Source organism: Streptomyces sp. Act143 (assembly GCF_003143935.1).
Classification (GTDB): Bacteria; Actinomycetota; Actinomycetes; order Streptomycetales; family Streptomycetaceae; genus Streptomyces.
In genome coordinates, this window is record NZ_QFRX01000001.1 from 5,395,393 (window position 1) to 5,421,590 (window position 26,198).

25 protein-coding genes and 2 pseudogenes are annotated in these 26,198 nt (G+C 70.8%); 14 read left to right on the forward strand and 13 right to left on the reverse strand.

Translation table 11 applies throughout. The features are described from left to right. Both DI272_RS45495 and DI272_RS24430 read right to left on the reverse strand, forming a co-directional pair. Positions 1–273, reverse strand: a pseudogene (locus tag DI272_RS45495) (GNAT family N-acetyltransferase); the annotation flags it as partial. Between the two features lie 16 nt (positions 274–289). Next, the gene (locus tag DI272_RS24430) at positions 290–1,300 is read right to left on the reverse strand and encodes an aminoglycoside phosphotransferase family protein (RefSeq protein WP_258314653.1); all 1,011 of its coding nucleotides are present in this window, start codon (positions 1,298–1,300) and stop codon (positions 290–292) included. Positions 1,301–1,406: 106 nt separating this feature from the next. Here DI272_RS24430 and DI272_RS24435 point away from each other — a divergent pair, with 106 nt between their 5' ends. The 3 genes from DI272_RS24435 to DI272_RS24445 all read left to right on the forward strand — a co-directional run bounded on the left by DI272_RS24435 (position 1,407) and on the right by DI272_RS24445 (position 3,625). Next, positions 1,407–1,628 (forward strand): hypothetical protein, encoded by a 222-nt coding sequence (locus DI272_RS24435; protein WP_109497425.1) that lies wholly within the window; start codon positions 1,407–1,409, stop codon positions 1,626–1,628. Positions 1,629–1,712: 84 nt separating this feature from the next. After that, positions 1,713–3,008 (forward strand): VCBS repeat-containing protein, encoded by a 1,296-nt coding sequence (locus DI272_RS24440; protein ID WP_109497426.1) that lies wholly within the window; start codon positions 1,713–1,715, stop codon positions 3,006–3,008. Positions 3,009–3,379: 371 nt separating this feature from the next. Next, a complete protein-coding gene (locus DI272_RS24445; RefSeq protein WP_258314902.1) occupies positions 3,380–3,625 on the forward strand; it encodes a DUF817 domain-containing protein in 246 nt (81 codons plus the stop codon). Between the two features lie 166 nt (positions 3,626–3,791). Here DI272_RS24445 and DI272_RS24450 read toward each other — a convergent pair whose 3' ends face one another. Next, a complete protein-coding gene (locus DI272_RS24450) occupies positions 3,792–6,074 on the reverse strand; it encodes a (Fe-S)-binding protein (RefSeq protein WP_109497427.1) in 2,283 nt (760 codons plus the stop codon). Between the two features lie 210 nt (positions 6,075–6,284). Here DI272_RS24450 and DI272_RS24455 point away from each other — a divergent pair, with 210 nt between their 5' ends. The 5 genes from DI272_RS24455 (at position 6,285) to DI272_RS24475 (ending at position 11,551) form a co-directional block, all read left to right on the forward strand. Beyond that, positions 6,285–7,289 (forward strand): MraY family glycosyltransferase, encoded by a 1,005-nt coding sequence (locus DI272_RS24455; protein ID WP_109497428.1) that lies wholly within the window; start codon positions 6,285–6,287, stop codon positions 7,287–7,289. Between the two features lie 94 nt (positions 7,290–7,383). Then, positions 7,384–9,228 (forward strand): molecular chaperone DnaK, encoded by a 1,845-nt coding sequence (dnaK, locus tag DI272_RS24460; RefSeq protein WP_109497429.1) that lies wholly within the window; start codon positions 7,384–7,386, stop codon positions 9,226–9,228. Then, positions 9,225–9,881, forward strand: a complete 657-nt coding sequence (gene grpE, locus DI272_RS24465; RefSeq protein WP_109497430.1) for a nucleotide exchange factor GrpE — start codon at positions 9,225–9,227, stop codon at positions 9,879–9,881. The genes dnaK and grpE overlap by 4 nt, the downstream gene beginning before the upstream one ends. A 36-nt stretch (positions 9,882–9,917) precedes the next feature. Then, the gene (dnaJ, locus tag DI272_RS24470) at positions 9,918–11,099 is read left to right on the forward strand and encodes a molecular chaperone DnaJ (RefSeq protein ID WP_109497431.1); all 1,182 of its coding nucleotides are present in this window, start codon (positions 9,918–9,920) and stop codon (positions 11,097–11,099) included. A gap of 5 nt (positions 11,100–11,104) precedes the next feature. Further along, the gene (locus DI272_RS24475; protein WP_079306105.1) at positions 11,105–11,551 is read left to right on the forward strand and encodes a heat shock protein transcriptional repressor HspR; all 447 of its coding nucleotides are present in this window, start codon (positions 11,105–11,107) and stop codon (positions 11,549–11,551) included. A 67-nt stretch (positions 11,552–11,618) separates the two neighbouring features. Here DI272_RS24475 and DI272_RS46025 read toward each other — a convergent pair whose 3' ends face one another. After that, a complete protein-coding gene (locus DI272_RS46025; protein WP_375138063.1) occupies positions 11,619–13,025 on the reverse strand; it encodes a cellulose 1,4-beta-cellobiosidase in 1,407 nt (468 codons plus the stop codon). A 54-nt stretch (positions 13,026–13,079) separates the two neighbouring features. After that, a complete protein-coding gene (locus DI272_RS46030; protein WP_309221667.1) occupies positions 13,080–13,283 on the reverse strand; it encodes a hypothetical protein in 204 nt (67 codons plus the stop codon). A 296-nt stretch (positions 13,284–13,579) separates the two neighbouring features. On the opposite strand from DI272_RS46030, the gene DI272_RS24485 reads away from it, so the two are divergent. Next, complete coding sequence (locus DI272_RS24485) at positions 13,580–14,686, forward strand: substrate-binding domain-containing protein (RefSeq protein WP_109497432.1); 1,107 nt, start codon at positions 13,580–13,582, stop codon at positions 14,684–14,686. Here the strand turns inward: DI272_RS24485 and DI272_RS24490 are convergent. The 4 genes and pseudogenes from DI272_RS24490 to DI272_RS24505 all read right to left on the reverse strand — a co-directional run. Beyond that, entirely contained in the window at positions 14,673–15,227 is a 555-nt protein-coding gene (locus DI272_RS24490) for a DUF4352 domain-containing protein (protein WP_109497433.1), read from the reverse strand. The two genes, DI272_RS24485 and DI272_RS24490, sit on opposite strands and share 14 nt — an antisense overlap. A 61-nt stretch (positions 15,228–15,288) precedes the next feature. Then, positions 15,289–15,711, reverse strand: a complete 423-nt coding sequence (locus DI272_RS24495; protein ID WP_109497434.1) for a transglutaminase N-terminal domain-containing protein — start codon at positions 15,709–15,711, stop codon at positions 15,289–15,291. Positions 15,712–15,715: 4 nt separating this feature from the next. After that, positions 15,716–16,048 carry an alpha-E domain-containing protein gene (locus DI272_RS24500; RefSeq protein ID WP_258314654.1) on the reverse strand — a complete coding sequence of 111 codons (333 nt, stop codon included), beginning with the start codon at positions 16,046–16,048 and terminating at the stop codon, positions 15,716–15,718. Positions 16,049–16,056: 8 nt separating this feature from the next. After that, a pseudogene (locus DI272_RS24505) lies at positions 16,057–16,646 on the reverse strand (circularly permuted type 2 ATP-grasp protein); the annotation flags it as partial. Positions 16,647–16,950: 304 nt separating this feature from the next. On the opposite strand from DI272_RS24505, the gene DI272_RS24510 reads away from it, so the two are divergent. Then, the gene (locus DI272_RS24510) at positions 16,951–17,997 is read left to right on the forward strand and encodes a helix-turn-helix transcriptional regulator (protein ID WP_109501009.1); all 1,047 of its coding nucleotides are present in this window, start codon (positions 16,951–16,953) and stop codon (positions 17,995–17,997) included. On the opposite strand, the gene DI272_RS24515 is transcribed toward DI272_RS24510, so the two are convergent. Continuing rightward, positions 17,960–18,937 (reverse strand): helix-turn-helix transcriptional regulator, encoded by a 978-nt coding sequence (locus tag DI272_RS24515; RefSeq protein ID WP_109497436.1) that lies wholly within the window; start codon positions 18,935–18,937, stop codon positions 17,960–17,962. The genes DI272_RS24510 and DI272_RS24515 overlap by 38 nt on opposite strands. After that, positions 18,934–19,941, reverse strand: a complete 1,008-nt coding sequence (locus tag DI272_RS24520; RefSeq protein ID WP_375138119.1) for a helix-turn-helix transcriptional regulator — start codon at positions 19,939–19,941, stop codon at positions 18,934–18,936. The genes DI272_RS24515 and DI272_RS24520 overlap by 4 nt, the downstream gene beginning before the upstream one ends. Before the next feature lie 139 nt (positions 19,942–20,080). On the opposite strand from DI272_RS24520, the gene DI272_RS24525 reads away from it, so the two are divergent. Both DI272_RS24525 and DI272_RS24530 read left to right on the forward strand, forming a co-directional pair. Then, a complete protein-coding gene (locus DI272_RS24525) occupies positions 20,081–20,278 on the forward strand; it encodes a hypothetical protein (protein ID WP_258314655.1) in 198 nt (65 codons plus the stop codon). Between the two features lie 8 nt (positions 20,279–20,286). Next, positions 20,287–20,622 carry a hypothetical protein gene (locus DI272_RS24530; RefSeq protein WP_059194145.1) on the forward strand — a complete coding sequence of 112 codons (336 nt, stop codon included), beginning with the start codon at positions 20,287–20,289 and terminating at the stop codon, positions 20,620–20,622. Positions 20,623–20,785: 163 nt separating this feature from the next. On the opposite strand, the gene DI272_RS24535 is transcribed toward DI272_RS24530, so the two are convergent. After that, complete coding sequence (locus DI272_RS24535; RefSeq protein ID WP_109497438.1) at positions 20,786–21,199, reverse strand: pyridoxamine 5'-phosphate oxidase family protein; 414 nt, start codon at positions 21,197–21,199, stop codon at positions 20,786–20,788. 139 nt (positions 21,200–21,338) lie between these two features. On the opposite strand from DI272_RS24535, the gene clpB reads away from it, so the two are divergent. Both clpB and DI272_RS24545 read left to right on the forward strand, forming a co-directional pair. After that, a complete protein-coding gene (gene clpB / locus DI272_RS24540; protein ID WP_109497439.1) occupies positions 21,339–23,936 on the forward strand; it encodes an ATP-dependent chaperone ClpB in 2,598 nt (865 codons plus the stop codon). Between the two features lie 126 nt (positions 23,937–24,062). Continuing rightward, positions 24,063–24,608, forward strand: a complete 546-nt coding sequence (locus tag DI272_RS24545; protein WP_109497440.1) for a YbjN domain-containing protein — start codon at positions 24,063–24,065, stop codon at positions 24,606–24,608. A gap of 12 nt (positions 24,609–24,620) precedes the next feature. Here DI272_RS24545 and DI272_RS24550 read toward each other — a convergent pair whose 3' ends face one another. After that, positions 24,621–25,802 (reverse strand): hypothetical protein, encoded by a 1,182-nt coding sequence (locus tag DI272_RS24550; protein ID WP_258314657.1) that lies wholly within the window; start codon positions 25,800–25,802, stop codon positions 24,621–24,623. Positions 25,803–26,198 lie beyond the last annotated feature (396 nt).

Below are 26,198 nucleotides of genomic sequence, written 5' to 3' on the forward strand. Positions count from 1 at the left end.
CACCGGGAACGGCTCCCGGCCGGCCGCCACCGTGCCGTCGACCGGCCCGCCCGGCCCCGCCACCGGAAACGGCTCCCGGCCGACCCACACCGTCACGTCGGCCAGCCCGGCGTGTGCCACGAGCCGCCCTTGGCGCCGGATGCCGAAGTGCACGTCCTTGTCCCGTGACCGCACCCCGAACGCGGCGACCTCCCAGGGGTCGTCGACACCGCCGGTGATCTCGTCGAGGTCGGCCTTCGTGTACTGGGGGTGCCGGACGGCCGAGTACGTCATGAAGATCGTCGTCGCATCAGGGCCGCTCGGCCGACCACAGCCCCCGCAGCCACTCCGCGCACGCCGCGTCCCCCGCCGGGAGGTGTGTGCCCGGGAAGAGGCGGGTCCAGGCGCGGGTGGGGGCGAGGGCGCCCAGGCGGGTCGCCAGGGTCAGGGCGCGGCGGAGTCCGGGCAGCGTACGGCCGTCTCCCGTCCAGGGTTCCAGGTACGCGTCGCGCAGCCTGGGCAGTGCCTGCGGGCCGTACCGTTCGCGGACTCTGCGGGCCGGGACGGTGAAGCTGCAGAAGGGGTGGGAGAGGTTGGCGTCGCCCCAGTCGAAGAACGTGAAGCGGCCGGGCGCGGGGCGCAGGAGCTGGCCGTCGTGCAGATCGCAGTGGTCGAGGGAGTCGGGGACGCCGGTGGCGGCGAGTTCCGCGCACCAGTCGAGGAGGCGGGGGCGGAGGGCGTGCAGGCGGGTCCGGTCCTCCGGCTCCAGGGCGGTGTTCGCCGCGACGGCGGCGTCGAAGATGCCGGGCAGGGCGGCGGCGCGGGCGTCCGGGACACCGAGGCGGCCGAGCTCGTCGACGTACGGGAGCAGCGCGCGCTGCATGCTCGCGTACTGCCGCAGCGCCTCCTCCCAGGCCCGGATGTCGGCGGCGCCGCGCTCCAGCGCGTCCCGGAAGAGTTCGCCGCCGTGCGGCAGCAGCGACCAGCCGCGTCCGGCGTCGACGGCGAGCGGCTCCAGCACGTGTTCCGGAACCCGGCGGGCCAGCGCGGCGGTGAGCGCGCCCTCGAAGGCGCTGCCGGGCGGGTTGGCCTTGAACCATACGGACCGGACATCGGCCCCGTCGGTCACCTCGATGCGCACGAGCACCGACCACGGCCGCAGCCGCACCCGCCACCGCTCCGCCGTCACGCGCAGCCCCCGCGCGGCGAGTCCCTCCCGTATCCAGTCGAGCGCGGCGCGCCGCCACTCCTGCTGCTCCCAGGGGGTCACGGCGTCCCGGTAGGTCCCTCGGTCCACGACCGTCGGCGTCTGTCGCTGCACCTGGTCATCCGAACATCGCCGACGCCGGCGGGACCAGCGGTTTTCGCCGCGTCGCCGGGCACTGAGAGGATCACCGGGACCGTAGGTGTGCGTGAGGTGGGGAAACATGGGGCTCGTCGTACTGCTCTGCATCCTGGTGCTGGTGGTGTTCGGGTGTGTCTGCGTGGTGTGGGCCGCGCGCGGCGGGCCGCGGTGGGTGCGGGGCGTGGCCGCGGTGACGACCGGGCTGGGCGAGGTCGTGCGGGTCCTGGCGAAGAGCAGCAAGCGGAGCGGGAGAGGCAACTCCGGTTTCGGTTCCGACTCCGGCGGTGACGGCGGCAGTGACTGAGCCGATCCGGCCCGCCCCTTAACCCCGCCGCCGAACGCGTGCATCATTGCGAGGTCGTTGTCGATGATGCTGACGAGGTGAGCGGTGCGCGTGCGAAGAGCCGGGACGGGGACCGCGGTGCTCTGCGGTGTGCTGCTGGTCGCCTCCTGCGGGCCCACCCAGCACGCCGAGAGCGACGACCGTGCGACCGGCGCCGCCGTGCGGGCCGACAGCGCGCCCGCGCTGCTGCCCGTGCCGCGCGGCGACGGCAGTGAGGTCCCCGACGACTTCAACGGGGACGGACACCGCGACCTCGTCCTCAACGACCTCGTCAAGGCGGAGAGCCACACCGACGACCCCGGCATCGGCATCGTCTACGGCAGCGCGCGTGGACTGCGTTCGGGGGCGCGGCAGTTGGTGAGCGCCAAGAGGCAGGCGGTGGCCACCAAGGGGCAACTCCCGGCCGTCTTCGACGCGGAGGCGAGCTGTGACCTCGACGGGGACGGGTTCACCGACCTCGTCGTCTCCACCGACCCGCCCTTCGACGGACAGGGGCAGCCGCCGGTCCCGTTGCAGGTGCTGTTCGGTTCGCCGTCCGGGCTGGCCGGCAAGGCCGTCAAGCTCGCCGTCCCGGCCCGGGCCCGCGCGGGCAACGACTGGGCGGACCAGCCGGTGTGCGGGGACTTCGACGGGGACGGTGCCGAGGACCTGGTGCTGCACGCCTCGGGCGGTCGGCTCAGCTATCTGCAGGGACCTTTCAGCAGGAAGGGTGCCCCGCGGCGGGCCGGTGCCCCGATCCCGTCGCCCGGCCAGGTGCCCACCGGCCCGGCCGCCGACGTGAACCTCGACGGGTACGACGACCTCGTCGTCCGTACCGCCGAGGGCACCGCCGCCTCGGCCGTCGTCCTCGGCGGGCCCACCGGACCGACCCGGACCGGTGCCACCCTCCCCGCCGGCATCGACGTCGCCCTCGGCCGCTTCGGCAAGGGCAAGGCGTGGGACGCGGCCGTCGGTGCGATGGGCGGCACCGCGCTGCGCTACGACCTGCCCGACGCCGTACGCGGCACCCTCGCGTCCCCGGGTTCGATGCTCGACGCCGCCGACTTCGACGGGGACGGGCGGAGCGAACTCGTCTCCAGCGGCTCGCGGGTGAAGGTCTTCAGGGGGCTGGCGACGGGATTGTCCGCGTCGGCCCTGGTCACCGTGGAACCGCACGCCGTCGGCACCTCGCGCGTCGTGGGCGTCGGCGACTTCGACGGGGACGGCCGGGCGGACCTCGCGGTGCGCACGTACCGGGGCGAGACGAGGGACACCGTCGCGGTGTTCCCCGGCGCGAAGAAGGGTGTGGTGTCCGCCGAACCGGCCGTCACCTTCTCCACGTCCGCGTTCCTCACGGGGTGAGGCACGGCGCTCGCCGAAGGTGACCGGCTGCGGGGCGGCATCCTGCGTACGGTGTGGTGTCGGGTCGCCGGAGGGTGACCGGCCGCGCGGCAGCACCCTGCGTACGCACAGGTGCCGGGGTGCCGGAATGCAACCCTCCGTGTGGGCCCGCGCTCTGCAGCACCATGCGTCCCCGTCTCCCCCGCACCCTGCCGGCCCGCACCGCACACCTATTCTCTTCCGTCAGCTCGTCCGCCCCGCCTGGCTCCAGGCCCGCTGCTGCGGGTTCGCCGTCGCCCTGTTCGGCGGCATGGCGGCCGCCACCCTGCTCCCGCCGCTGCCGGTGGCGCGCTACGACCTGCTCCTCGCGTACGGCGTCCTGCTTGACCGGCGTGGGCTTCCTGCTGGGCTGGGAGACGCGTCGTGAGGTGCCGCTGTACGGCGGGTTCATGTACGCGGCGGTCGGCAGGTACCTCTGCCGTGCCTGGCGGCTGCTGGAGCTGTCGCTGACCGGCTACCGGGCCCGCGCCACCGCCGCCACCGCCGTCCTGCTGTACGCCGGCTTCCTCACCCGCCACTGGACACCCGACCTGCGCCTGCCGCTCGCCGCGCTGCCGGCGGCGATGACCGCGGGCTGAGTGCACCACACGGTCGGCGCCCGCCGGTACCGGATGCCGCCGGCCCTGTCCTGCGCGCTGCTGATCAGCGTCACCTTCGTCATCTGCGGGACGCGGGCGCACACGGCGACGCCCCCTGCCGAAACCTCGGACAGGGGGCGTCGTACGGCCGTACCGGCCTCGCGGGCTACTTGACCGGCTCGGACTCCGGGGCGGTCTCCGTCTCCTCCTCGCCGGCCGGGTCGACCGGGGTCTTGACGGACTCCAGCAGCAGCTGGGCGACGTCGACGACGGTGATCGACTCCTTGGCCTTGCCCTCGTTCTTCTTGCCGTTCACGGAGTCCGTGAGCATGACCAGGCAGAACGGGCAGGCGGTGGACACGATGTCCGGGTTGAGGGAGAGGGCCTCGTCGACGCGCTCGTTGTTGATGCGCTTGCCGATCCGCTCCTCCATCCACATCCGCGCGCCACCGGCGCCGCAGCAGAAGCCGCGCTCCTTGTGGCGGTGCATCTCCTCGTTCCTCAGGCCCGGGACGTTGGCGATGATCTCGCGCGGCGGCGTGTAGATCTTGTTGTGGCGGCCCAGGTAGCAGGGGTCGTGGTAGGTGATGATGCCCTCGACCGGGGTGACCGGGGTGAGCTTGCCCTCGTCCACCAGGTGCTGGAGCAGCTGGGTGTGGTGGATGACCTCGTAGTCGCCGCCGAGCTGCGGGTACTCGTTGCCGAGCGTGTTGAGGCAGTGCGGGCAGGTGGCGACGATCTTCTTGGCCGACTTGGGCTTCGCCGACTCGGGCACGACCTTGCCGTCCTCGTCCATCTCCTCGCCGAAGGCGGCGTTGAGGGACATGACGTTCTCCATGCCGAGCTCCTGGAACAGGGGCTCGTTGCCGAGGCGGCGGGCGGAGTCACCGGTGCACTTCTCGTCGCCGCCCATGATGGCGAACTTGACGCCCGCCATGTGCAGCAGCTCCGCGAAGGCCTTGGTGGTCTTCTTGGCGCGGTCCTCCAGGGCGCCGGCGCAGCCGACCCAGTACAGGTACTCGACCTCGGAGAGGTCCTCGATGTCCTTGCCGACGACCGGCACCTCGAAGTCGACTTCCTTCGTCCACTCCAGGCGCTGCTTCTTGGCCAGGCCCCAGGGGTTGCCCTTCTTCTCCAGGTTCTTGAGCATCGTGCCCGCCTCGGACGGGAACGCGGACTCGATCATCACCTGGTAGCGGCGCATGTCGACGATGTGGTCGACGTGCTCGATGTCGACCGGGCACTGCTCGACGCAGGCGCCGCAGGTGGTGCAGGACCACAGGACGTCCGGGTCGATGACGCCGTTCTCCTCGACGGTGCCGATCAGCGGGCGCTCGGCCTCGGCGAGGGCGGCGGCGGGGACGCCCGCCAGCTGCTCCTCGGACGCCTTCTCCTCGCCCTCCATGGTCTTGCCGCCACCCGCGAGCAGGTAGGGCGCCTTGGCGTGGGAGTGGTCGCGCAGCGACATGATCAGCAGCTTCGGGGAGAGCGGCTTGCCGGTGTTCCAGGCCGGGCACTGCGACTGGCAGCGACCGCACTCGGTGCAGGTGGAGAAGTCCAGCAGGCCCTTCCAGGAGAACTGCTCGACCTGGGAGACGCCGAAGACGTCGTCGTCACCGGGGTCGGTGAAGTCGATCGGCTTGCCGCCCGACGTCATCGGCTGAAGCGCGCCCAGGGCGGTGCGGCCGTCGGCGTCGCGCTTGAACCAGATGTTCGGGAAGGCGAGGAAGCGGTGCCAGGCGACGCTCATGTCGGCGTTGAGCGAGACGACGATCATCCAGATGAAGGAGACGCTGACCTTGATCCCGGCGAACAGGTAGACCAGGTTCTGCAGCGTGGAGACGTCGAGGTCACGCAGGGCGGCGACCAGCGGGTACGAGGCGAAGTAGGCGGCCTCGTAGTGCTCCACGTGGTGCAGCGAGCCCTCCAGGCCGCGCAGGATGTAGATCACGGTGCCGATGGTGAGGATGACGTACTCGACGAAGTACGCCTGCCAGGCCGTGGACCCGGCGAAGCGGGACTTGCGGCCGGCCCGGGAGGGCAGGTTCAGCAGCCGGATCGGGATGAGGATCGCGATGCCCACCGTGGTCATCACGGTGATGAACTCGACGTACATCTCCCAGGGCAGCCAGCCGCCGATGACCGGCAGCTGGAAGTCGGCCTGGAAGAGCTGGCCGATGGCCTGGCCCAGGATCGGGATCAGGGTCAGGAAGCCGATGGCGACGAACCAGTGGGCGAAGCCCACGATGCCCCAGCGGTTCATGCGCGTGTGACCCAGGAACTCCTTCACCAGGGTGACGCTGCGCTGGTAGGGGTTGTCGGTCCGGGCACCGGCCGGCAGCGGCTGTCCGAGCATGAAGAAGCGGACGAACTGCGCGATGACGCGTGCGAAGAGTGCTGCGCCGACCACGGTCAGGACCAGCGACACGATGATCGCTGCGAGTTGCATGTCGGGGGCTCCTCGGGCCTGGGCGGGGCGAGATTACTAAGCGGTAACTTATGCAGTCCTCTTGAGGGTACCCGCATCCTCGTTCGCACTGTAGCCAGCGCCGCGGTGATCTGTGTCGCTGAGGGTTGCCTTAAGGGGCGGCGGTGAGCATGTGGCAATCCGAACGTGTTATTCGTACCAAATTGGTACATTCGTGACTACTTTAAGACGGTGCTCTATGGGATCGCCGCCGCCACGACCGCCCTGCTGCTGACCGCCGTCCTGGCGGCCGTACTCCGTGCCCCCGCCCTGCGCCTGGGCCTCGTCGACCGCCGTCGCCAGCAGCGCAAGGTGCCGCTGTCCGGGGGTGTGGCCGTGGTCCTCGCGACCTGTGCGGTCGCCGTCCTCGGGGAATGGGCGGGGGTCGCGCCGGTACGGGCCGGCGGGCTGCTGGTGGCGGCCGTCTCCGTCGCCGCCCTCGGCCTCGTCGCCGACCTGTGCCGGGTCCGCGCGCGCGTGCTCCTCGTCGGTACGGCCGTGGCCGCGGCCTGCGTGGTGCCGTACGAGGAGACCGGCGTCGTCGGCGGGGTGCTCGCCGTGGGCTGGATCGCGTTCGTGGCGCTCGGGTTCCGGGCCCTGGACCACGCCGACGGGCTCGCCGGGACCGTCGGGGTCGTCGCCGCCTTCGGGGTGGGCGCCTGTGCGGCGGCCGAGGTGATGGACGGGCTCGCGGTGCTGCTGAGCGTGCTGGCCGCCGCGCTGACCGGGTTCCTCATGCACAACTGGCCGCCCGCGCGCGTGGGGCTCGGCTCGGGCGGGGCGCTGTTCGCCGGGTTCGTGCTCGCGGCGGCGGCCGTGGTGGCCCGGACCGGGCACGAGGCGGCCGCCAGCGCGGGCGTGCTGTTCGCGCTCAACGCGGTCGCCGTCGCCGACGTCCTCCTGGTCGTGGCCGCCCGGCGGCTGGCCGGGCGGCGCGGTCCCGACCATCTCGGGCACCGGCTGCGCAGGCTCGGGCTGACCCCGCAGGGGACGGTCGTGGTGCTCGGGCTCGGGGCGTTCGCCGGGGTGCTCGTCGGGGTGCTGGAACACCTCGGGTGGGTGGGCGGAACGGGGGCGCTGTGGGTGGCCTCGGGTGCCCTGGTCGGCGTCCTCGCGCTGCTGCGAGTGAAGTCTTCCAGGGTTCCTCGACCGGTATCGCCGCAGGTCAGTCCGCAGTTGCGTGTAAGGAACGGATAAGAGTTGAGCCTCACAGGCTCAGGTCTGTTGACCCATTCGTCGGCGTCATGCACACTTGAGTCCGTTCCACTCAAGTCAGCTGGAGGAATCAACCATGGCACGTGCGGTCGGCATCGACCTGGGCACGACTAACTCCGTCGTCAGCGTTCTCGAAGGCGGCGAGCCCACCGTCATCACCAACGCCGAGGGTGCCAGGACCACGCCGTCCGTCGTCGCCTTCGCGAAGAACGGCGAGGTGCTGGTCGGCGAGGTCGCCAAGCGCCAGGCGGTCACCAACGTGGACCGGACCATCCGTTCCGTGAAGCGCCACATGGGCACCGACTGGAAGATCGAGCTGGACGGGAAGCCCTTCAACCCGCAGCAGATCTCGGCGTTCATCCTCCAGAAGCTGAAGCGGGACGCCGAGGCCTACCTGGGCGAGAAGGTCACGGACGCGGTCATCACCGTGCCCGCGTACTTCAACGACTCCGAGCGCCAGGCGACGAAGGAAGCCGGTGAGATCGCCGGTCTCAACGTCCTTCGCATCGTCAACGAGCCCACCGCGGCGGCGCTCGCCTACGGCCTCGACAAGGACGACCAGACGATCCTCGTCTTCGACCTCGGTGGCGGCACCTTCGACGTGTCCCTGCTGGAGATCGGCGACGGCGTCGTCGAGGTGAAGGCCACCAACGGTGACAACCACCTCGGTGGCGACGACTGGGACCAGCGCGTCGTCGACTACCTGGTGCAGCAGTTCAAGTCCGGTCACGGCGTGGACCTCGCCAAGGACAAGATGGCGCTCCAGCGTCTGCGCGAGGCCGCCGAGAAGGCGAAGATCGAGCTGTCCTCGTCCACCGAGACCTCGATCAACCTGCCCTACATCACCGCCTCCGCCGAGGGCCCCCTGCACCTCGACGAGAAGCTCACCCGCGCCCAGTTCCAGCAGCTGACCGCGGACCTCCTGGAGCGCTGCAAGACGCCGTTCCACAACGTCATCAAGGACGCCGGCATCTCCATCAACGAGATCGACCACGTCGTCCTCGTCGGTGGCTCCACCCGTATGCCCGCCGTCGCCGAGCTCGTCAAGGAGCTGACCGGCGGCAAGGACGCCAACAAGGGCGTGAACCCGGACGAGGTCGTCGCCATCGGCGCGTCCCTCCAGGCCGGTGTCCTCAAGGGTGAGGTCAAGGACGTCCTGCTCCTCGACGTGACCCCGCTGTCCCTCGGTATCGAGACCAAGGGCGGCATCATGACCAAGCTCATCGAGCGCAACACCACGATCCCGACCAAGCGGTCCGAGATCTTCACGACGGCCGAGGACAACCAGCCGTCCGTGCAGATCCAGGTCTACCAGGGCGAGCGCGAGATCGCGGCGTACAACAAGAAGCTCGGGATGTTCGAGCTGACCGGTCTGCCGCCGGCGCCGCGTGGCGTCCCGCAGATCGAGGTGTCCTTCGACATCGACGCCAACGGCATCATGCACGTGACCGCCAAGGACCTGGGCACGGGCAAGGAGCAGAAGATGACCGTCACCGGCGGCTCCTCGCTGCCGAAGGACGAGGTCGACCGGATGCGCCAGGAGGCCGAGCAGTACGCGGACGAGGACCACCGCCGCCGCGAGGCCGCCGAGACCCGCAACCAGGGCGAGCAGCTCGTCTACCAGACGGAGAAGTTCCTCAAGGACAACGAGGACAAGGTCCCCGGCGAGGTCAAGACCGAGGTCGAGGCCGCCGTCGAGGAGCTGAAGAGCGCGCTCAAGGGCGAGGACACCGCCGAGATCCGCACGGCCACCGAGAAGGTCGCCGCGGTCTCCCAGAAGGTCGGCCAGGCCATGTACGCGGACGCGGGCGCCGCGCAGGCCGCGGGCGGCGCCGACGCGGGTGCCGAGGCCCCGAAGGCCGATGACGACGTCGTCGACGCCGAGATCGTCGACGAGGACCGCAAGGACGGTGCCGCGTGACGGAGGAGACCCCGGGCTTCGAGGAGAAGCCCGACGTCCCCTCCGGCGCGACCCCCGACGACGCCGAGCCGAAGGCCGCCGCCTCGCCCGAGGGCGAGGGGGCGGCCCCGGCCGGGGACTCAAACGCACAGATCGCCGGTCTGACGGCCCAGCTGGACCAGGTGCGCAAGGCGCTCGAAGAGCGCACCGCGGACCTCCAGCGGCTCCAGGCCGAGTTCCAGAACTACCGCCGCCGCGTGGAGCGGGACCGGATCACGGTCAAGGAGATCGCCGTCGCGAACCTCCTGACCGAGCTCCTGCCCGTGCTCGACGACATCGGCCGCGCCCGGGACCACGGCGAGTTCGTCGGCGGATTCAAGTCCGTCGGCGAGTCGCTGGAGACCGTCGCGGCGAAGATGGGACTGCAGCAGTTCGGCAAGGAGGGCGAGCCCTTCGACCCGACGATCCACGAGGCCCTGATGCACAGCTACGCGCCGGACGTCACCGAGACGACCTGCGTGGCGATCCTCCAGCCGGGGTATCGCATCGGCGAACGCACCATCCGCCCCGCGCGGGTGGCCGTCGCCGAGCCGCAGCCGGGCGCGCAGACGGTGAAGGCCGAGGAGGCGTCCGAGGCCGGCGAGGAGAAGGACAACAGCTCTGAAGAGGGCTGAAGTCGCCATGGGTGACCGGAAGGAGGGGCGTCGGGGATGAGCACCAAGGACTTCATCGAGAAGGACTACTACAAGGTCCTCGGCGTCCCCAAGGACGCCACCGAGGCCGAGATCAAGAAGGCGTACCGGAAGCTCGCCCGCGAGTTCCACCCGGACGCCAACAAGGGCAACGCCAAGGCGGAGGAGCGCTTCAAGGAGATCTCCGAGGCGAACGACGTCCTCGGTGACCCCAAGAAGCGCAAGGAGTACGACGACGCCCGCGCGCTGTTCGGCAACGGCGGCTTCCGCCCGGGGCCGGGCGCGGGCGGCGGCTCCTTCAACTTCGACCTGGGTGACCTCTTCGGAGGCGGTGGCGGCCAGGGCGGCCAGGGTTCCGGCGGCTTCGGCGGCGGCATCGGGGACGTGTTCGGCGGTCTGTTCAACCGCGGTGGTGCCGGGGGCACCCGGGTGCAGCCGCGGCGCGGCCAGGACATCGACACCGAGGTCACGCTGAGCTTCACGGAGGCCATCGAGGGCGCCACGGTCCCGCTGCGGATGTCCTCGCAGGCCCCCTGCAAGGCGTGTTCGGGCACCGGCGACAAGAACGGCACACCCCGTGTGTGCCCGACCTGCGTCGGCACCGGCCAGGTGGCCCGGGGCTCGGGCGGCGGCTTCTCGCTCACCGACCCCTGCCCCGACTGCAAGGGCCGCGGCCTGATCGCCGAGCACCCCTGCATGGAGTGCAAGGGCAGCGGCCGCGCCAAGTCCTCGCGCACCATGCAGGTCCGCATCCCCGCCGGGGTGACGGACAACCAGCGCATCCGGCTGCGCGGCAAGGGCGCGCCGGGTGAACGGGGCGGCCCCGCGGGCGACTTGTACGTCACCGTCCACGTGGACGCCCACCCGGTCTTCGGCCGCAAGGACGACAACCTCACGGTCACCGTCCCGGTGACGTTCGCGGAGGCGGCCCTCGGCGGCGAGGTGCGGGTACCCACCCTGGGCGGCCCGCCCGTCACGCTGAGGCTGCCGCCCGGCACGCCCAACGGCCGCACCATGCGCGCCCGCGGCAAGGGCGCGGTCCGCAAGGACGGCACCCGCGGCGACCTGCTGGTCACCGTCGAGGTGAGTGTCCCCAAGGACGTGACGGGGAAGGCTCGTGAGGCGCTGGAGGCGTATCGCGAGGCGACCGCGGACGAGGACCCGCGGGCGGAGCTGTTCCAGGTCGCGAAGGGAGCATGAGAGAGATGGACGGCCGTCGACGCAACCCGTACGAACTGACCGAGGAAACCCCGGTCTACGTCATCTCGGTGGCGGCCCAGCTCTCCGGCCTGCACCCGCAGACCCTCCGCCAGTACGACCGCCTCGGCCTGGTCTCCCCGGACCGCACCGCCGGGCGGGGCCGCCGCTACTCGGCCCGCGACATCGAACTGCTGCGCACCGTCCAGCAGTTGTCGCAGGACGAGGGCATCAACCTGGCCGGCATCAAGCGCATCATCGAGCTGGAGAACCAGGTCGCGGCGCTGCAGTCCCGGGTCGCGGAGATGGAGGCGGCGCTGGAGGGCGCCGCCGCCACGATGCGGCAGCGGGAGGCGGCGGTGCACGCCTCGTACCGGCGTGACCTGGTGCCGTACCAGGAGGTGCAGCAGACCAGCGCGCTGGTGGTGTGGCGGCCGAAGAAGGCCAAGGACTAGGCAGACGCATGCGGAAGGGGCCCGGAGGACGAACCTCCGGGCCCCTTCCGTGTCACCGGAGGGCTTGTCACCGCCCGCTGAAGAACTCCAGCGAGGTGCCCTCGTACCCGACGCGGCCGTAGTAGTCGACGGCGTGGACGGTCACCGTGCAGGGGCCGTTGTACGGCGCGACCCAGGAGATCGAGCCCGTCGTCGACAGCTGGGTGCCGCTGTCACCGCACGCCCCGGAGACCTCCCAGGAGTACCCCTTCAGCAGCCGCCCCTCGTCGCCCGCGCCCGGTGCGGCCGTGACCTGGATCGCGGAACGGCCGGGCACGCCGTTCGAGACCAGCGTCAGCTGCGGCGCCTTCGGCCCGACCGCCGTCGCTTTCGTGACCCGCTCGGCGGAGACCACCTCCGAGGGCAGTGACTCCCGGCTGTCGGCTCCCACGGTCGCGACGTAGTAGTACGCCGTGCCCGCGGGCGCGGTCCGGTCCTCCCAGCCGTCGCCGCCCGTGCTGCCGATCCAGGTCCAGGCGCTCTGGGCGCCGGTACGGCGGTAGACGTGGTAGCTGCCGACCATGTCGGGCGACGCCGTCCACGTGAGCATCGTGAGGTCGTCGGCCGGCGGCTGCACCGCGAGCCCCGTCGGCGCGGCCGCCGTCGAGGCCACGTCCCGGCTCGCGGTCACCTCGTCGGACACGGGCGAGACGTTCGCCGCGGTGTCGACGGCCTGCACGGAGAAGGCGTAGGGCAAGCCCGCGTCCTCGACCGGTACCGGCGAGCTGAACGACGTCCCGAACACCAGGTCCGGCCCGTCCGGGTCGGGGGCTCCGTCGCGGGAGGTCCACACCTCGTAGTGGTCGATGTCCTTCGACGGGGAGGCCTGCCAGGTGAGGGAGACACCGGCCGTGGTGCCGTCCGCCGCGAGACCGGTGATCCCCGCGGGGGCGGTGCGGTCGACGGTGGTCACGGGCTGGTCGGTGGTGCCGGTGGAGGTGTTGCCGGCTTTGTCGTAGGCGCGGATCTCGTAGTAGTACGTCTCGCCGGTGGGGGGCGGGGTGTCGGTGTACGAGGTGGAGGTGGTCGTCGCCAGCGGGGTGGTGCCGAAGGAGGTGCCCTTCAGGCGGCGGTAGAGCTTGTACCCGGCGAGGTCCATCTCCTTGTTCTTGGCCCAGGTCAGCTTGGTCTTGCCGGTGGTCTGGTCGTAGGTGACCGAGGTGCCGGTCGGGGTGAGGGGCTTGACGGTGTCGACGGTCGCCGAGGTGCGGGGTGTGTAGGTGAACTTGACCTTCGCGGAGCCGGTCCAGTTGGCGTAGTCGACGCGCAGGCTGTGCTTGCCGGACGGGATCGTCAGGTTGAGCGTCTTGGAGACGGTGGTGGAGGTGTTCTTCCAGAGGTCGATCTTGCGGACGCCGTCGATGTAGACCCGGATGCCGTCGAGGCCGGAGGCGGCGAGGGTGAAGGGGCCGCCGGAGCCGAAGTCGCGGGTCACCGACCAGCGGACGCCGAAGTAGTTCGACGGCAGGCCCGAAGCGGGGGCGCCGGTCTAGTTCTGGTCGATGGCGCTGTCGCAGTCGGTCTTCTTCGGGGTGCCGGAGAAGGTGGTGTTCGCGAAGAACTGGCGCTTGAAGACCGGCGAGGTGCAGGTCGTCGCGGCGGACGCGGGGGCGGCGGTCGTGGCGAGCAGACCGCCGGTGACGGCGAGCACGGCGGCGGACACGATCGTCGTCGTACGTCTGGCTGGCTTCATTCGATCCTCTGAGCGGATGGGGAACGGCCGGTGGAAGCCGTCGTGATCACGACTCGCGAGGAATGGAGTTGGTTGTACGGATCTTTGCCTTCGCTGTGCCTCCCCTTGAATGGGGAGTCCGTAAAGGGCGTTTGGAGATGGTTCCGTGATGTCTTCACAAGCTGAGCGGAGCGTGGCGTTGCGCACTCGTTAAGTGGTTCCGCTTGACGCTGGGGGGCGGGGCCGCGTTGGCTTTTCAGTCATCTGGGTCGCAAAGCTGCGCCCGCGTCCGGAAGGCACCAGAAGTGAGCTCCCCAATGCGTCGTACCGCCATATGCACGGCCGTGTCCTCGTTGGCCCTGTCGCTGACCGCCTGCGGGGCATTGGGCGTATCGGGGGACAGCACGGACGCGAGCCCGACCAAGGGCAACGACGTGACCATCGGCGTGCTGATGCCGGAGACGACGAACACCCGCTACGAGGACTTCGACTACCCGATCATTCAGAAGAAAGTGTCGGAGCTCACCGGCAAGCTGGGCCAGACCGTCTACGCCAACGGCGAGGCGGACGCCAAGAAGCAGACGGCGCAGATGCAGAAGATGATCGACGACAAGGTCGACGTCATCCTGCTGGACGCCGTCGACTCGCACGCCATCGCCCCCATGGTGAAGAAGGCCAAGGCCGCCGGCATCCCGGTCATCGCCTACGACCGGCTCGCCGAGGGCCCGATCGACGCCTACGTCTCCTTCGACAACGAACTCGTCGGCGAGGTGCAGGGCCGCACCCTCATCGACGCGATGGGCTCGGAGGTCGACACCTCCGACAAGATCGTCATGCTCAACGGCTCGCCCTCCGACCCGAACGCCGGACAGTTCAAGGCGGGCGCGCTCTCCGAGCTCAACGGCAAGGTGACGATCGCCAAGTCGTACGACGTCGACGGCTGGAAGCCGGCCATCGCGAAGAAGAACATGGCCGCCGCGATCTCCGCGATCGGCAAGGACAACATCGCCGCCGTCTACTCCGCCAACGACGCCATGGCCGGCGCCGCCATCGAGGCGATGGAGGACGCGGGCATGACCGACCTGCCGCCGATCACCGGCCAGGACGCGGAACTGGCCGCCGTGCAGCGGATCGTCAGCGGCGAGCAGTACATGAGCGTGTACAAGTCCTACCCGCTGGAGGCCGAGGCCGCCGCCGAGATGGCCGTGGCCAAGATCCAGGGCAAGGACATCCTGTTCGACTCCCTCACCCAGGACCGCGTCGACAGCCCCACCGACAAGGAGATCCCGGCCCAGCTGGTGTCGGTGGCCGCGCTGACGCAGGCCAACATCAAGAGCACGGTCGTCGCCGACGGCATCTACAACGTGAAGCAGATCTGCACCGCGAAGTACGCCTCGGCGTGCACCCAGATCAAGTTGAAGTAGGTCCCGGTGAGGCGGGCGTCATGGGGACGAACACCCCGTTCGGCGCCCGTCCGATGGGCTTGGTGCTGGTGAAGCTGGTCGGGTCGTTGTCGCCGGACACCTTCAGGCCGGTGACCTTCGCGCCCTTGGGGACGTCGTACCAGAGCTCGACCTCCATGAGGGTGTGGCCGCCGAGCCGCACCTTCTCCGACTGGCGGCGCACCGCCATCGCGAAGGAGTCGGGCCGGGACCGGTCGCCGGTGACGCCCGCGACGCGCTGCCGGGCCGACTCGTAGGTGTGGTAGTTCGGGTCGTTGTTCGCCACCCGCAGCCGTGCGGCGCAGAACTGCCCCGCCGGCGGGGCGTCCGCGTGGGAGCCCGTCACGCCCGTGATCCCGCACTGCAGGGACAGCAGGGTGAAGGTGAGATGCCCGTCCTTGTGGGACTTCTGGGCCGTGCCGCCGGAGGCGTCGCCGTCGTCGCCGCAGCCGGCGGTCGCGGCGAGGAGCAGGGCGGTCAGGGGCAGTGCCAGGAGGCGGAGCGGGCGGCGCGCTGTCGGCATGACGGCGATTGTGCGCCCTGCGCCCCGGAAAGGGGAGAAGGGCGGCACAAGCCAAGTGTGTTCACGCCACACGCGTGAGGTTGCGCGGGGCGTGCTCGGCCGCCGTGCCGGTCGTCGGGGCCGTCGGAGCCGTCGGAGCCGTCGGGGCCGCGAACTCCAACAGGCGTGAACTCGCCGTATGTTCCGCCGGTTCCGTCCGGGCGGGCGGCTCGGGCAAGGGGTCCGGCGGGGCCGTCTCCACCAGGCTGGAGGCGGTGATGGTGAGGTCGCCGTGCGGGTCCAGGAGGTCGAGGCCGGTGGCCTGGGTGCCCCAGTAGTCCCCGTACGACCAGGTCGCGGTCGCCGGGCCGACGGTGACCCGGGCGTCCAGGGTGGTCTGGCCGGGCGGGGGCAGCGGGGTCATCCGGACCTCGTTGTGGGAGGAGGGCGCGGGCTGGGCGTCCGACACCCGTGTGACGTGCTTGATCCTGAGGCGGCGGGTCATTCGCTCACGCCCCTTCCTGGGCCCGGATCACCGGCCCCCGGTACGGGAAGAACCGCTCCGCGACCGCCTCCGCCAGGGCCGTGCGGGCCTGCTGGAGGTCGCCGAGCAGAGCGGGAAGCTGAAACTGGAGGGCGTTCAGGTCGAGGTATTCGAGGCGGGTGCGCAGCCGCCCGATCGGACGCCGCGCCGGGTCCTGCCGGGGGCCGCCGAGGGCGCTCAGGCACTCCTCGGCGGTCGTCAGCGCGCGGAGCGCGAAGCGCGGGAAGCCCCGTTCCAGCAGCAGGAATTCAGCCATCCGCGCGCTGTCGCCGACACCGCTGTGCACGCGCGTACGCACGCCTTGTCCCGCTCGGCGAAGAGGGAGGGGGCAGACCCGTCAGGGCCCGCCGGTTCTCGATGACGTACGAAACGCCGCTGGGTACGCGGACGTTGTCCTCCAGCACCCGGAAGTCCCCGGCCTCGTCCCGGACGAGGTCGAGCCCGGCGACGTCGATGCGTACGCCGCCGGGTGGTTCGACCCCGTGTGCCACCCGGTGCAAGTTGGGGGGAGTTGAGAAGCAGCCGCCAGGGCACGACATCGTCCTCGTAGGCCCGGCAGTGCCCGTAGGCGTCGGCGAGACAGGCTCAGGCTCCCAGGGCGCGCACCCGCTGCCCGCCCCCGCGTTGCACGAGGTCCCATTCGACGGTGTCGAAGGTTCTCGGCACGAGGTCCAGCGGCCAGGGCCGCTCCTCGCCCGCTCGCCCGCGAAGGCGTAGGTCACGCCCCGGTCGGTGAACGCCAGGGCCATCCGGTCGGCCCGGAAGCGCAGTTCACCGGGCTCGATCGGCTGAAGCGCCGCCGGCGCCGGCCCACAGGCGGTCCTGACCTCACCCGGCCGCACAAACATCTCGTCCCACGCGTCGGCCAACGCGTACGTGGCAAATGTGTCCGCCATGAGGGGACGTTAGATGCGGTGCGTGACGCGGTGATCACCGGCGGACTTCCGGCGGCGCACGCGGAGAATCGGATTCCGCCGGGCGGGCGGCCGGTACGGAGGGGACCACCAGCTTGTTGCAAGGCGCCGGTCGGAGGCCCGACGATAGCGGGGCGAACCGGTGGTTTCCCTCGGTCACACCGGGACGAGCCGTGTTGCGGAGCTGGTCTGGTCCGCGCATAGTTGCGGAGCCGTAGGGGTGTGTCCGTGCCACAAGCGCGCGCACGCCGGGCACAAGAGGCTGGATGCGGGGGTGGGCTGGGCGATGGCCGGGCACGGGACGGACGAGCATCCACACGGTGCTGACCGACTGTGCGAGGCCGGGGATCGCGTGTATTCCCGGGCCGTACGGCGGGGCCGGGTGCCGCGTGCCGACGCGGAGGCGGTGCCGTGCCTGCTGGAGCTGGCGCTGCTGCACCCCGACCCGGACGACATGGACTGGCTGGTCCCGACGTCCCCGCAGGAGGTCATGACCCGGCTGCTGCGCGGGGTCTACGACGAGGTCAGCGCGAGTCAACGACGGATGGGCTCGGCGGTGGCCGCGTTCGAGTGGTACGCCGGTCTGGGCGCGCACCTGTCGGTGGCGGGGACGGCGGCCGACCGTTCCGCGATCCGGGTCCTGGACGGTCTGTCCCGCATCCAGGCGGCGATGGACGAGGCGACGCAGGCGTGCACGACGGAGGTGCTGACGGTCCAGCCGGGCGGCATCCGCCCCGAGCACGAGCTGACGGAGGGCCTGCACCGGGCGCTCGCGCTCCGCGGCCGGGGTGTCCGCATGCGGGACCTGTACACCCACGTGGCCCGGCACGGCCAGGGCCTGCTCAACTACCTGGAGCTGATGGGCGACGCGGTCCAGGCCCGCACCCTCGACGAGGTGATCGACCGCCTGATCCTTTTCGACCGTACGGTGGCGTTCATCCCGGCGAACGCGGACCGCACGCTGGCGCTGGAGCTGCGCCACCCGGCGCTGGTGGGCTTCCTGGCGACGGTCTTCGAACGCCTGTGGCGCCTGGCGATCCCGCTGACCGCCCCGCTCCCCGACACCGGCATCGAGGGCATCTCCAACCGGGAGCAGTCCATCGCGGCGCTGCTCGCGGAGGGCCACCAGGACGCGGTGATCGCGGAACGGCTGGGGATAAGCGTGCGTACGTGCCGGGCGCACATCGCGCGCCTGTCGGAGACCCTGGGCGCGGCGAGCCGCACGCAACTGGGCGTCCGCATCGCCCAGGTGGGCCTGGACGGCCCGCCCCGGCCCAGCGGCGGCGCCGCTTCCCTCACGATCCCTGATCAAGAATCCCGGAGCGTCCGATGAGGTAGCCGAGCTGCGCCCGGCTCTCGCTGCCGAGGGTGGCGGCGAGCTTGGCGATGTGCTCACGGGCGGTGCGGATGTTGAGGCCGAGGCGGTCGGCGATGACGGCGTCGGTGTGGCCTTCGATGAGGAGGGCGGCGATTGCGCGCTGGCGGGGGGTGACGCCGTTGAGGGTGGGCTGCTGGACCGCCTGGGGGTGCATGGGGGTGGCGAGGCGCCAGAGGCGGTCGAAGGTGGTGGCGAAGTAGTCGACCATCGCGGGGACGCGGATCTCGAGGGCGCGTGTGCGGTCCGTGCTGGCAGGGATGAAGGCGACCGTTCGGTCGATGACGATGAGCCGGTCGGTGATCTCGTCGAGCGAACGTGCCTCGGCGTCCCCGCGCAGCCGCTCGTAGCGGGCGATCACGGTGGGGGAATGGCGCAGGGTGTGCTGGTACAGAGCGCGGATCCGGCCGCCGCGGTCGAGCAGGGCCTGGTCCCGGTCCAGGGCGGCGGCCAGCCGGGTGGCGGCCGTGTTGCCGTTGTACGGCTGGATGGCGAGGAGCTCGACGGAGGCCTGGGCCATGGCCTCGGAGATGGCCTGGTTGATCTGGGCGAAGCCGGTGAGGGCGCTGATCGCCGACGGGTCGGTCACCGTCCGGGGCCCGTCGATCCGCATCAGCGGCTCGAACAGCTCCGCCAGTTCCTCCTCGCGCCGGCGCTCGTCCGCGATCCGCTTCTCCGAACTGCGCAGCAGCCGGTGGAGGGCGACAGCCGGGGCGACGGGCTCCAGCCGGTCGGGGTCCGCGACGGTGGGGTGCAGCAGCCCGGACTCCACCAGACAGGGCGCGCGTTCGGCGTCGCCGCCGCGCACGTGCCCCTCGCGCAGTGCCCGCTCGTACACCTCGGTTCCCGCGGCGCACAAAGTTCCCGCGATGTGCGCCGGATGCGGCGCCGCACTCACTGCTCCGTCTCCTCCTGTTTGAGAATGCCGGACTCCGCGATGAGATAGCCGAGCTGAGCCCGGCTGCCGCTGCCGAGGGCAGCCGCCAGCTTGGCGATGTGGGCCCGGCAGGTGCGGACGTTCATGCCGAGCCGACGGGCGATGGCTTCGTCGACGTGGCCGTCGATGAGCAGCTTGGCGATGGTGCGCTGCACCCCGGAGATGCCCTCGGGCGTCGACTCGTAGGGCACCTCCTCCATGAGCGGGGTCGCCCGCTGCCACAGCTGCTCGAAGACCTTGATGAGGTACTGCACGAGGCCGGGGTGACGCAGCTCCAGGGCCACCTGCCGGTCGTCCTGCGCTGGGATGAACGCGACCGTCGTGTCACAGATGATGAGCCGCTCGATGAGTTCCTCGAGGGTACGGATCTCGACCTTGGCGCCGGCCATCTTGTCCATGTACGCAAAGGTGCTCTGACTGTGCCGGACGGTGTGCTGGTACAGGGTGCGCATGGCGATGCCGCGCTCGATCAGCGGCTTGCTGCGCTTGAGAGCCTGGCTCAGGATGTGCTCCGGCCGGCTGCCGCCGGGCTGCACGGTGAGGACCTCGGTGCGCGCTTCGGCGATCGCCACGTCGAGGGCGGAGTGGATGCGGTCGATACCCTCCAGGACCGTGATGGCGTGGGTGGTCGCGGGCTTCTGGGCGCTGATCGCGAGGAACGGCTGGAAGGTGTCGGTGAGGTTGAGGGTCAGCCGCCGACGGTCCTGGATCTCCCGTTCGAGCGGCTGGAGTTGCTGCGCGAGCACGACGGAGGGCGGCACGGGGCGTAGCCAGCCGGGGTCGTCCGGATCCGGGTGAAGCAGTGCGAATTCGAGCAGACAGGGCGCCGGTTCCACCTCCCCGCGAGAGATGCGTCCGGAGCTGAGTGCGCTTGCGTAGAGGCGCGATCCTTCGGGGCATAGGTCAGTGATGCCGTGAGGATGTGTCGGTTTTGTGCGGTTTATTGGCAAATCTCCACCCCCCAGGGTCCTGAACGTGCAGGAACATGATGCATCTCTTGTGTGGCATTGACGTGCCTGAATGAGCCATCGTCTTGTTTCGCGGGGGAGAGGAAGCCATCAAGTGAGGACGAAGCCGACCATGAATAAGAGAATGCTTCGCTCGGTGCTTGCCGCTGCCGTCGTTGCTCTGACGCTGGCCCTGGGTACGGCCGGTCCTCTCGGCGACGTCGGATGGAGTGCCGACAACAGCGCGGCGGCACAGTCGCCGGGTGACGTCGGTTGGGACATCCGGGCCTCCTCCGCGGACGTCGGCTGGAAGATCGCGGCGGGTGCCGACAGCACCCAGGACGTGGGCTGGTAGGCGAAAACATGACCACGCCACCCGACGACCGCTCCTTCCGTCGCGAAATGGCCACGGCCTATCGCTCCGGATGGCACTTCATCGACCTGGTCACCGCGATCCCCCACTCCGGTGACTCGTTGATGGTGACCGTCTTCGGCGAGCCGGTCGTCGTCACCCGCGACGACGACGAGGACGTGCGGGCGTACCGGTGTCTGCGGCGGCCTCGGGGGGCGCCGCAGCCTGTGCGGTGTGCCATTCGGTACGGAATGATCTTTGTGAACCTCGACCAACGAGACCATCGGCTGGTGGAACCGGAATCCCCCACCCCACGGACCATCTCAGCCACCCCCCGCAGTGCCTGACGCGATTCCCCCGTCGTAACAGATCGCTCAGGCGCTTCCCCCCGCAGCGGCGTCACCGTGACCTGAACACGGTGACGCCGCTGCAGTTTCCGGTGACATTTCCGGGTATCCGCCCTTTCAAGTCATGGCCGGAAATCGTCAGCGGCCGCGAAGGCGGGCGCGCTCAGCCGCGTCCCAGTGCTCTCGTCAGCTCGATCTCGATCACCACCCGGGACGGATTCGGCGACGGCGTGCGCTCATAGCGCTCCGCGTACCGCCGCTCCGCCTCCGCGACCCGCTCGGGGTCCGTGCGGACGTAGGCCCGGCCCTCCAGCGTGGCCCATCGCCGGCCCGCCACCTGGCACACCGCCACCCGGGCCCCCTCCGGCCCGGCCGCCCGTACATGGCCGGCCTTCGCGCTCGCCTTGTTCGTGATCACCCGGGCCAGCCGCGCCTCGGGATCGTAGGTCACTCCGACCGGCACCACATGCGGGCTGCCGTCCGGGCGCAGGGTCGTCAGGGTGCACAGGTGCCGTTCCCGCCAGAAGCTGAGGTAGAGCGGGTCCGGTGCGCCGGGGTCCTGGGTGTACGTCGCCATGCCTGGAAGGTAGCCCCTTCAAGGTTTCCGGAAGCTCCTGAAGCCTCCCGCCAGCCATCTTGAGTGGAATAGACTCAACTTTGTGTACGTTGGATGAGTCAGTCCAGGGAGAGCCGACACCGAGGAGGAGTACGCGAACGTGGACGCCGAGCTGACCAACCGGAGCCGGGACGCGATCAACGCGGCCGAGAAGCGCGCCGCCGCCGAGGGACACCCGGACCTCACCCCCGCACACCTGCTGCTGGCTCTGCTCCAGGGACAGGACAACGAGAACATCGTCGACCTGCTGGCCGCCGTCGAGGCCGACCTCGCCGCCGTCCGCGCCGGCGCGGAGAAGATCCTCGCCGGACTGCCCAGCGTGACCGGCTCCACCGTCGCGCCCCCGCAGCCCAACCGCGAGCTGCTCGCCGTCGTCAACGACGCCGCCACCCGCGCCAGGGACCTCGGGGACGAGTACCTCTCCACCGAGCACCTGCTCATGGGCATCGCCGCCAAGGGCGGCCAGGCCGGGGACGTACTCTCCTCCCAGGGCGCCGACGCCAGGAAGTTGCAGGACGCCTTTCAGAAGGCGAGGGGAGGAAGAAGGGTGACCACCGCCGACCCCGAGGGCTCCTACAAGGCCCTGGAGAAGTTCGGTACCGACTTCACCGCCGCCGCGCGCGAGGGGAAGCTCGACCCCGTCATCGGACGGGACCAGGAGATCCGGCGGGTGGTGCAGGTGCTCTCCCGCCGCACCAAGAACAACCCGGTCCTCATCGGTGAGCCCGGCGTCGGCAAGACCGCCGTCGTCGAGGGCCTCGCCCAGCGGATCGTGAAGGGGGACGTGCCGGAGTCGCTGAAGAACAAGCGGCTCGTCGCCCTGGATCTGGGGGCCATGGTCGCCGGGGCCAAGTACCGCGGCGAGTTCGAGGAGCGGCTGAAGACCGTGCTCGCCGAGATCAAGGACTCCGACGGGCAGATCATCACCTTCATCGACGAGCTGCACACCGTCGTGGGGGCCGGCGCGGGCGGGGATTCCGCCATGGACGCCGGGAACATGCTCAAGCCCATGCTCGCCCGCGGTGAGCTGCGCATGGTCGGCGCGACGACCCTCGACGAGTACCGCGAGCGGATCGAGAAGGACCCGGCGCTGGAGCGCCGCTTCCAGCAGGTGCTCGTCGCCGAGCCGACCGTCGAGGACACCATCGCCATCCTGCGTGGACTCAAGGGCCGTTACGAGGCCCACCACAAGGTCCAGATCGCCGACAGCGCGCTGGTCGCCGCCGCCACCCTCTCCGACCGCTACATCACCTCCCGCTTCCTGCCCGACAAGGCCATCGACCTCGTCGACGAGTCCGCCTCCCGGCTCCGCATGGAGATCGACTCCTCGCCCGTCGAGATCGACGAACTCCAGCGCTCCGTCGACCGGTTGAAGATGGAGGAGCTGGCCCTGGAGAAGGAGACCGACCCGGCCTCCCGTGAACGCCTGGAGAAGCTGCGCCGCGACCTCGCCGACAAGGAGGAGGAGCTGCGCGGCCTCACCGCCCGCTGGGAGAAGGAGAAGCAGTCCCTCAACCGCGTCGGTGAACTGAAGGAGAAGCTCGACGACTTGCGCGGCCAGGCCGAACGGGCCCAGCGCGACGGCGACTTCGACACCGCCAGCAAGCTGCTGTACGGCGAGATCCCCACCCTGGAACGGGACTTGGAGGAAGCCTCCGAGGCCGAGGAGGAGGCCGCCAAGGACACCATGGTCAAGGAGGAGGTCGGCTCCGACGACATCGCCGACGTCGTCGCCGCCTGGACCGGCATCCCGGCCGGACGCCTCCTGGAGGGCGAGACCCAGAAACTCCTGCGCATGGAGGAGGAGTTGGGCAAGCGGCTGATCGGCCAGCAGGAGGCCGTGCAGGCCGTCTCGGACGCCGTCCGCCGCACCCGCGCGGGCATCGCCGACCCCGACCGCCCCACCGGCTCCTTCCTCTTCCTCGGCCCCACGGGCGTCGGCAAGACCGAACTCGCCAAGGCCCTCGCCGACTTCCTCTTCGACGACGAGCGGGCCATGGTCCGCATCGACATGTCGGAGTACGGCGAGAAGCACAGCGTCGCCCGCCTGGTCGGCGCGCCCCCCGGCTACGTCGGCTACGAGGAGGGCGGCCAGCTGACCGAGGCCGTCCGCCGCCGCCCGTACTCCGTGGTCCTCCTCGACGAGGTGGAGAAGGCGCACCCGGAGGTCTTCGACGTCCTGCTCCAGGTCCTGGACGACGGGCGCCTCACCGACGGCCAGGGCCGCACGGTCGACTTCCGCAACGCGATCCTGGTCCTCACCTCCAACCTGGGCAGCCAGTTCCTGGTGGACCCGCTCACCACCGAGCAGGAGAAGAAGGAACAGGTCCTGGAGGTGGTCCGTACCGCCTTCAAGCCGGAGTTCCTCAACCGCCTCGACGACCTGGTCGTCTTCTCGGCCCTGTCCAAGGAAGAGCTCGGCCGTATCGCCCGCCTCCAGATCGACCGCCTGGCCAAGCGCCTCGCGGAACGCCGCCTCACCCTGGAGGTCACCGACGAGGCCCTGGCCTGGCTCGCCGACGAGGGCAACGACCCGGCCTACGGTGCCCGCCCCCTGCGCCGCCTCGTCCAGACGGCCATCGGCGACCGCCTCGCCAAGGAGATCCTCGCGGGCGAGGTCAAGGACGGCGACACGGTCCGCGTGGACGCCTTCGGCGACGGCCTGATCGTGGGACCGGCGACGGGCAAGACGCTCTGACCCCGGGTACCCGGACCCCCGGCGACCAGATCGAGTCAGCCCACGGCTGACAGGCCCCGCCGGGGGTTGCCACCCCCCTCCCCGCATGGGGGAGGATGGCGGAATCCGTACGAAGGGAAAATCACGGTGACCATCGACCCGTCCTCGATTCCGAACTTCGGGGGCCAGCCCGAGCCGCAGCCGCAAGGACCGGCGGGCCCCGTCGTCCCGGATCAGGACCTCGTGAAGCAGCTCCTGGAGCAGATGGAGCTGAAGTACGTAGTCGACGAAGAGGGTGACCTCGCGGCTCCGTGGGAGCAGTTCCGTACGTACTTCATGTTCCGGGGTGAGGGGGACCAGCAGGTCTTCTCCGTCCGGACGTTCTACGACCGGCCCCACAAGATCGACGAGAAGCCGCAGCTGCTGGAGTCCATCGACGACTGGAACCGGCGCACCCTGTGGCCCAAGCTCTACACGCACACCCACGACGACGGCACCGTCCGCCTCATCGGTGAGGCGCAGATGCTGATCGGCACCGGTGTGAGCCTGGAGCACTTCGTGTCGTCGACGGTCAGCTGGGTGCGGGCCGCCATCGAGTTCGACAAGTGGCTCGTGGAGCAGCTCGGCCTGGAGCAGGAGATCAACGACGCCGAGACGCCCGACGGCGACGGCGACGGCGACGGCGACGAGTAGGACGTCTCTGCTCTACAGCGGCGTGTTCGCGATCACGACGAGATACGCCCCGTAGCCGAACGAGAGCCCGGCCAGGGCACCGGTCACCACGACCGCGTGCCAGGGCCGGGCTCTCGCCGTGCGGACCAGGGCCCGGGCGAGCGGCAGCAGCAGCGGGAACGCCGGGAGCAGGAAGCGCGGCTTGGACTCGAAGAAGCCCGAGCCGCCGAGGGTGATGAGGAGCAGGACGCCGGCGTAGACGGCCAGGGGGAGCGGGGGGCGGTCCAGGAGGAGCAGGGCGTAGAGGAGGACCGCCGCGGCGACGATCAGCATCGTCACCGGGAAGACCAGGCGGTCGCCCTGGAGGATCAGATGGCGGGCGAAGCGCAGCGAGCCGCGGCCGAAGTCGAAGCTGGAGCCCCACCCGCGCTGCACCGCGAAGTAGCCGCCCAGCGGGTCACCCTTGCGGAGGCCGACCCACAGGACGTACGCCGACCAGCCGAGCGGTGCGAGCGCCGCGCCCGTCCACAGCCTGTGGGTAACTTTTCCGCGCCGTCGCCCCGCCTCGCAGGCCGCCGCCGCCAGGACCGCCGCCGCCACCGCGAGACCGTTCGGCCGGGACAGACCGGCCAGCGCGGCCAGCGTGCCCGCCCACAGCCAGCGGCCGGTGAGCACGGCGTACAGCGACCAGGCGGCGAAGGCGGTCAGGACCGGTTCCGTGTACGCCATCGACAGCACGACCGAGTGCGGCAGCAGGGCCCACAGCAGCACCAGGGCGGCGCCCACCGCGCGGCCGTGCAGCCGGGTGCCGACCGCGTGGATGCCGCAGGCCGCCGCCGCGGCGGCCGTCCAGGAGACCAGCAGGCCCGCCGCGCCGCCGCCCAGCGGGCTGACCGCGGTCACGGCGCGCACCAGCGCCGGGTAGAGCGGGAAGAAGGCGAGGTCGCTGTAGACGACGCCGGGGCGGATGTGGAGGGTGTGGCCGTAGCCGTGCGCGGCGATGCCCAGGTACCAGCGGGAGTCCCAGGACCGGCCGAGCAGGGTGAGCGGGTGGTGGCCGGTGGCCCAGGCGGTCGCGGCGAGCACGGCCAGACCGGTGAGCCGGGCGGCGGCGAACAGGCCGAGCGCCACCACCAAGGGGTGGGGCGGCGCGGCGCGTGCGGCGGGGCCGGGCTGTGCGACGGGGGGCGGCGCGAGCGTGCTGGCATGGGTCACATCAGCACATTGCATAAGAAGTCAGGCATAAGCGAGCATCATGCGCCCGGTGTCTGGCCGCGCTGCCGCAGGAAGGGGGCGCCCGCCTCCCGGTGGTCGTAGAAGACCGCGTCGAGGATGGCCACGACGCCGGCCCGCTCCGGCAGGGCGCGGCAGACGCGAAGCCGTCGCCCTCGTGGGACCGGGCGGCGCCCAGGGGGCGGTTCTGCCTCGCGCCGGGCGACCGTCCGGGCCCCGCCACCGCCAGGTCCGCCGCCGACCGCACCCGTACCGACGCCGAGAGCCTCGGCGAGGCCCGGCACCTGACCGCCGGCTGGAGCGCTGGCCGGCTGACCGCGCAGCGCTCGCGCAGCGAACCACGGATCAGCCGCGCCCGCGCCCTGCGCAACGGCCGGG